The organism is Pseudoduganella aquatica (genome assembly GCF_009857595.1).
Classification (GTDB): Bacteria; Pseudomonadota; Gammaproteobacteria; order Burkholderiales; family Burkholderiaceae_D; genus Rugamonas; species Rugamonas aquatica_A.
Window position 1 is genome coordinate 1 of the sequence record NZ_WWCU01000078.1, and the last position, 6,636, is coordinate 6,636.

At 63.8% G+C, this 6,636-nt stretch carries 5 protein-coding genes and 2 rRNA genes; all 7 read left to right on the top strand.

Going from position 1 to position 6,636, the window contains the following annotated elements:
• Positions 1-4 precede the first annotated feature (4 nt).
• A 5S ribosomal RNA gene (gene rrf, locus GTP77_RS29290) occupies positions 5-117 on the top strand.
• A gap of 63 nt (positions 118-180) precedes the next feature.
• Complete coding sequence (locus GTP77_RS29295; protein ID WP_223149414.1) at positions 181-1,212, top strand: LacI family DNA-binding transcriptional regulator; 1,032 nt, start codon at positions 181-183, stop codon at positions 1,210-1,212.
• A gap of 160 nt (positions 1,213-1,372) precedes the next feature.
• Positions 1,373-2,095 (top strand): MFS transporter, encoded by a 723-nt coding sequence (locus tag GTP77_RS29300; RefSeq protein WP_161075675.1) that lies wholly within the window; start codon positions 1,373-1,375, stop codon positions 2,093-2,095.
• A 12-nt stretch (positions 2,096-2,107) separates the two neighbouring features.
• A complete protein-coding gene (locus GTP77_RS29305) occupies positions 2,108-3,088 on the top strand; it encodes a carbohydrate kinase family protein (RefSeq protein ID WP_161075676.1) in 981 nt (326 codons plus the stop codon).
• Positions 3,085-4,281 (top strand): AGE family epimerase/isomerase, encoded by a 1,197-nt coding sequence (locus GTP77_RS29310; RefSeq protein ID WP_161075677.1) that lies wholly within the window; start codon positions 3,085-3,087, stop codon positions 4,279-4,281. Before GTP77_RS29305 ends, GTP77_RS29310 begins: the two co-directional genes overlap by 4 nt.
• 61 nt (positions 4,282-4,342) lie before the next feature.
• Positions 4,343-6,226 (top strand): DUF4214 domain-containing protein, encoded by a 1,884-nt coding sequence (locus GTP77_RS29315; protein ID WP_161075678.1) that lies wholly within the window; start codon positions 4,343-4,345, stop codon positions 6,224-6,226.
• Positions 6,227-6,543: 317 nt separating this feature from the next.
• Positions 6,544-6,636: ribosomal RNA gene (locus tag GTP77_RS29320) — 16S ribosomal RNA — on the top strand; the annotation flags it as partial.

Consider the following 6,636-nt stretch of genomic DNA (forward strand, 5'->3'; position numbering starts at 1 on the left):
AAAGCCTGATGACCATAGCAAATCGGTCCCACCCCTTCCCATCCCGAACAGGACCGTGAAACGATTTTGCGCCGATGATAGTGCTGCAACCAGTGTGAAAGTAGGTTATCGTCAGGCTAGTTATAAGCAAAACCCCCTCCGGTGATCCGGTGGGGGTTTTTTGCGTTTATGATGCCACCCATGTCCTCTAAAACCGTCTCCGCTTCCCGCGTCACGCTGGCCGATATCGCTGAAGGCTGCGGTGTATCCCGCGCCACCGTCTCCCTGGTGGTGCGCAACAGCCCGCTGGTGCATGCCGACACGCGCGCCAAGGTGGAGGCGGAATTCAAGCGCCAGGGCTATGTCTACAATCGCGGCGCCGCCAATCTGCGGCAGGGGCGTTCCTCGATAGTGGCCCTGGTGATCAACGATCTTTCCAATCCTTTCTTTGCGGAGTTTGCCGCCGGCGTGGACGAGGCGCTGGGCGAGGCGGGCTATGCGATGCTGCTGGGCAGCACGTCGGAATCGGTGGCGCGGCAGCAGGCTGTACTGTCGTCGCTGATGGAGCATCGTCCGGCCGGCATCATCCTGTCTCCCGCCGAAGGCAGCGAGGCAGGCGGCGTGGCCGGCGCGGTCGGCAGCGGCACGCCGATGCTGCTGTTCAACCGCGACATGGGCGGCTGCGGCTGGGATTTCCTGTCCATGGATAACCAGGCCGGCGCGCGCATGGCGACCGAGCATCTGCTGGCCCAGGGCCATCGCCGGATTGCCTTCTATGGCGGCTTCCAGGTCTCGAGCTCCTGCCGCCAGCGCCGGCTGGGCTATGCGGAAGCGATGGCGGCGGCCGGCATCGCGCCCGAGCCGCACTGGCTGATCGAGACCGCGCCAACCCGGCTGGAGGCCGCGCGCCAGGTGGCCGCGCTGTTTGCCAACGACCCGGCGCTTACCGCCGCCGTGGCTTACAACGACGCCGTCGCGCTCGGACTCATGCTGGGCCTGGCAGGCTGTGGCCGCCAGGCGGGGCGCGACTTCGCCGTCACTGGTTTCGATGATATTCCCGAAGCCGCCGTCAGCGTGCCGCCCCTCACCACGGTCGCCACCGATCCGCGCGAGCTGGGCCGGCAGGCCGCGCGCCGCCTGCTGGAGCGCATCGCCGAACCCGCCCAGGCCACCGCCGCCATTGTTGCGCCGGTGCGTCTGGCGGTGCGCCTGAGCAGCAGCCCACCCCTCTGATTCTTGCTAATTGCTTGACACCGGATTTTGCCTAAACTATATTTAGATCGATCTAAATTTTAGCTAAAAAGAGTTGTTTCCCCATCCAGCCCTGACAAAAGGCTTCTATCCATGCGTTCCAAACCAGCCAGCCCACGCGTCGCCCTCGCTGTGATAAGTGGTGGCGCACTACGGCTACCGCACCGGCATCTTCCTGGGCCTCGCCATTGCCGGCATCGGCGCGCTGATGTTCTATCCGGCCGCTGCCGAGAGCGAGGAGGCCGACAGCATGACCTTCGGTGCCGCGCTGCGCCACCGCCATATGCGCCTGGGTGTGCTGGCCATCTTCCTCTACGTGGGCGCGGAAGTGGCGATCGGCAGCTTCCTGATCAACTACATTTCGCTGCCTCATATCGGCAATATGACGGTGGCCACGGCCGCCGTGTACGTGTCGCTGTACTGGGGCGGCGCCATGCTGGGCCGCTTCGCCGGCGCCGCGCTGCTGACCAAGGCCAATCCGCGCACGGTGCTGGGAGGCTGCGCCGTCGCCGCGAGCCTGCTGCTGCTGGCCGGCATGTTCAGCCACGGCTACGTGGCCGTGCTGGCCGTGGTGGCCATCGGCCTGTTCAACTCCGTGATGTTCCCGAATATCTTCACGCTGGGCATAGGCGGCATGGGCGTCCTGACCGGCAAGGCCTCCAGCCTGCAGATCATGGCCATCGTCGGCGGCGCCATTGTGCCGCTGCTGCAAGGCGTGCTGGCCGACCGCATCGGCGTGCAGCTGTCCTTCGTGCTGCCGCTGCTGTGCTACGCCTTTGTTGCCTACTACGGTTATCGCGGCTCGCGCCTGGACGGCGTGGAAAGCGCCGCCGGCGCGGCCCGTCCCCAATTTATCCCACACTGATCCAGGAACACCATGAGTAAGATAGTTTGTTTCGGCGAAGCGCTGATCGATTTCCTGTCCGTGCCGCCTGCCGCGCCTGGCGAGGCCGTACCCTTCCTGCGCAACGCGGGCGGTGCGCCCGCCAACGTGGCGGTGGCGCTGGCCGCGCTGGACATGCAGTCCGCTTTCGCTGGCATGCTGAGCGAAGACATGTTCGGCGATTTTCTGCACGAGAGCCTGCGCGCCGCCGGCGTCGACACGCGCTACATCGCCCGCACCAGCCGCGCCAACACGGCGCTGGCCTTTGTATCGCTGGACCGCAGCGGAGAGCGCAGCTTCAATTTCTATCGTCCGCCAGCGGCCGACCTGCTGTTCACCGAATCCGATTTCCAGGATGGCTGTTTCCACGGCCTGGCAGCCTTCCACGCCTGCTCCAACAGCCTGACCGAGGCGCCCATTGCCGAGGCCACGCTGGCCGGCATGCGCCGCGCAGCCACGGCCGGCGCGGTTGTCAGTTTCGACCTGAATCTGCGCCCGGCCCTGTGGCAGCGCGGCGAGGATCCGCTGCCGCGCCTGTGGCAGGCGCTGGCCCTGGCCGACCTGGTGAAACTGAGCAGCGAGGAACTTGAATACCTGGCGCTTTCCGAAGGGAGCGCCGATGCGGTGCGCGAGCGCTTGTGGCAAGGCCGCGTGCGCGTGCTGGTGGTGACCGACGGCCCGCAGCCGCTGGCCTGGCACACCCGCGCCGCCAGCGGCAAGGCAGCCGTTCCCGAAGTCCGTGCTGTGGACACCACCGGCGCGGGCGACGCTTTTGTGGCCGGCTTGCTGGCTGGCCTGGTGGAGCAGGGTGTCAAGCCGTCCGCGCTGGAGTCCTTCTTCCACGACGCCGCCGTGCGCGAGCCGGCCCTGCGTTTTGCCGCCGCCTGCGGCGCATTGGCGGTGACGCGGCGCGGCGCATTCGCCGCCATGCCGCGCCGCGCCGACCTGCAACCTTACCTGGAGTTAGCCGCATGAGCACCGTTCCTGATTTCCGTTCCGTCGCTTTCCTGCGCCAGCACATTGCGCACACCATGGCCTTCTATCACCCGCGCGCCATCGATCCGGCCGGCGGTTTCTTCCATTACTTCCGTGACGACGGCACGGTCTACGACAGCGAGCACCGCCACCTGGTGAGCAGCACGCGCTTCGTGTTCAACTACGCGATGGCCGCGCGCGAATTCCAGCAGCCGGAATACCTGGACGCCGCGCGCTGGGGCCTGCGCTATCTGCGCGAAGTCCACCGCAACAATGAAAGCGGCGGCTACGCCTGGACCATACGCAACGGCGTGCCCGAGGACCGCAGCAACCAGTGCTACGGCGTCGCCTTCGTGCTGCTGGCCTATTCCACCGCGCTCAAGGCCGGTATCACCGAAGCCGCACCGTGGATAGACGAGACCTGGGACCTGCTGGAACTGCGCTACTGGGATGCGCAGGCCCGCCTGTATCGCGACGAAGCCAGCGCCGACTGGGTGTTCGGTCCGTATCGCGGCCAGAACGCCAATATGCATATGTGCGAAGCCATGATCGCCGCCTATGAAGCCACCGGCGGCGCGCGTTTCCTGGAACGCGGGCTGCTGCTGGCGCAACGCATGACGGTGGAGCAGGCCGAGCTTGCTGGCGGCCTGGTATGGGAGCACTACGACACCGACTGGCAGGTGGACTGGAAATACAACCTGGACGATCCCAAGCATCTGTTCCGTCCCTGGGGCTTCCAGCCCGGCCACCAGACCGAATGGGCCAAGCTGCTGATGCTGCTGGACCGCTACAGCGGCGCGGCCTGGCTCAAGCCTGTCGCCTGCCGCCTGTTCGACCGCGCAGTTGAGCATTCCTGGGACGCTGAAAACGGCGGCCTGGCCTACGGCTTTGCGCCGGACGGCAAGGTGTGCGACGACGATAAATACTTCTGGGTGCAGGCCGAATCGCTGGCCGCCGCGGCGCGCCTGGCCGACGGTACCGGCGACGGCCGCTACTGGGACTGGTACCAGCGGCTGTGGGCCTATTCGTGGGAGCACTTTGTGGACCACAAGCACGGCGCCTGGTACCGCATCCTGGACGCGCGCAACCGCAAATACAGCGACGAGAAAAGCCCCGCCGGCAAAACCGACTACCACACCATGGGCGCTTGCTACGACGTGCTGGCCGTGCTGCGCGGAGCTGGTCCAGATTAATACCGTTCACGCGGGATTAAAAAATTGATAAGATGGTGGATTCTGTAAGATAGGAGTCGCCATGTTGGCAATTCAACGCATATTGACGCTTGCCGTGTTGGCGGCTGCGCTGGCCGGGTGCGGCGCGGGTTCGGACGTCCAGACTGGGGAGTCTGCAGGCCAGCGCCAGTCCATGGCCGGACCGCCTGCAGCAGCGGCTGCTTCCATCGCGATGCCGGGCCTGCGCTCCGACTATAAAGTGGAGCGCGTCGCGGGTTCGGTGGATCTCACGCATATCGCAACGGCGCGCGTCACCCGCGTGGCCGCCGACGCCAGGGTCCAGTTCTCCGATTACACGCTGGCCATGGACGTGGACGGCAACGCCGGCAAGGTCTACCGCTTGTACCGCGCCGCGTTCAAGCGCACGCCGGACGTGCGGGGCTTGAGCTACTGGATACAGATGATGGATCAGGGCGCTTCGCTGCTGACCATCTCCAACGGCTTCGCGGGCTCGACCGAGTTCAAGTCGCTCTACGGCGTCAATCCCACCAATAATGAGATCGTTACCCGCCTTTATCGCAACATCCTCAACCGCGATGGCGAAACCGCCGGCGTCCAATATTGGGTCAATATACTGAATCGCGGCACCAGCGTGGCCGAAGTACTGGCCGCGTTCAGCGACAGTCCGGAGAACCAGGCCGGCATGTTTGCCACGCTCAGCAATGGCATTGCCTACCGGGTAGACGGCGCCGCCTATGTGACCGTCGCCAACGCCGGCGCCAGCCGTAGCGGCGCGACGGGCGCAGCCTTGACGCTGGACGGCACCGAAAGCCTGGCGGGCGCGGGCAGCACGCTCAGCTACGCATGGACGGTGGCCGAACGTCCCGCAGGCAGCGCCGCAGTCCTGCGCAATGCCGATACGGCGCTGCCGTCGTTCACGCCTGACCGCTCCGGCAGCTATACCGTGACTCTGACCGTCAGCGACGGCGTGAGCAGCAGCACTGCCTCGGCCACGCTCTCGGCATTCCCGCCGGCGCTGAGCTATGCGCCGCTGGAAGTGCGCTACAGCAAGGGGCTGGACAAGCTGGTCATCTCCGCCACGAATCCGAATGTCCTGAAGATAGCCGATCCTTTGGCCGAAACCACGCTGACCGTCAGTCTGCCGGCGGCGGTCAAGAATTTCAGCCTGAGTCCCAACGGCAAGCTGGCCATCGTGCTGCATGAAAGCGTGGCCAGCCTGGTTGACCTTGAACACGGCTTGCTGCTCAAGTCCTTCGCAACAGGCGGCTCGCATACCGAGGCGTTGATAACTAACGCGGCGGTAGCCTATTTCATCGGCCAGACCGGCGGGCAGTGGGTGAGGCCGTCGGTGGTCTATTTCAATGCCCGCACCGGTGCGGAGATGACCTTGCCGGAAACCGTCTACATGGGCATGTTCTACGGTACGCAGTACGGCGTGTATGCGTCCACCAAGAACAAGGTCTTCCTGATGTCGCAAGGGCTGTCGCCGGCGGACATCAGTTATTTCACCATAGACCCGGCCACCAACGGCGTGATCGCCATGGGTGATTCGCCTTACCACGGCGACTACAATATGAGTACGCCGCTGTTCCTGTCGGAAAATGAGGACGTGTTGTTTTCCGCCAGCGGCAACTACTTCTACACCAGCAATCTCAAGTACGCGGGCACCTTCTCCACGCCGGTGCGCTCCCTGAGCAACTCGGCGGCGAAGGATGAAACCCTGGTGATCGCAGGCGGATCGGCCGGTTATCCTTCGAGCTACCGCCGCTTCACGGGTTCGCTGTTCTTCTCCGATGCCACGATAGACTTCCCGTTGATCGATGGCCTGCAGAGCTACGGCATCAAGATTTTCCACTCGTCCGCCGGCAAGCGCCTTGCCCTGGTGCAGACCGGATCGGCGGCGCTGAACGGCGCCAGCGTGAAATACTACACAATCGCCTTGTGAAGTTGCCCGGCCTTTGCTATAGTTCTGTCCCCGCGCTGCTGAGCATACGCAGCGCAGGGGAGTGGGGGTTGACGGAATAAAGGAAACGCCTCATAATCTCATCTCTCTGCTGCTGAACAAAACGCTTCAGCAACAACGCAGAATTCTTTAAAAATTTACAATCGATAAGTGTGGGCGTTTGATGATGAGGCCCGCAGCGCAAGCTGTGAAACTCAAATTATTAAACGCTCAACGAAAAACAAACGTGACCTTCGAAAGAAGGAATCGTCAGTTATTTTGAAGAGCGACCAAGTCAGCAATGACTTTAAACAGAGATTGAACTGAAGAGTTTGATCCTGGCTCAGATTGAACGCTGGCGGCATGCTTTACACATGCAAGTCGAACGGTAACAGGGAGCTTGCTCCGCTGAC

Bases quoted from the DNA above. Each gene is read 5' to 3' on its own strand.
- GTP77_RS29310 (WP_161075677.1), top strand. From the start codon at position 3,085: ATGAGCACCGTTCCTGATTTCCGTTCCGTCGCTTTCCTGCGCCAGCAC.
- GTP77_RS29305 (WP_161075676.1), top strand. From the start codon at position 2,108: ATGAGTAAGATAGTTTGTTTCGGCGAAGCGCTGATCGATTTCCTGTCC.
- GTP77_RS29295 (WP_223149414.1), top strand. From the start codon at position 181: ATGTCCTCTAAAACCGTCTCCGCTTCCCGCGTCACGCTGGCCGATATC.
- GTP77_RS29315 (WP_161075678.1), top strand. From the start codon at position 4,343: ATGTTGGCAATTCAACGCATATTGACGCTTGCCGTGTTGGCGGCTGCG.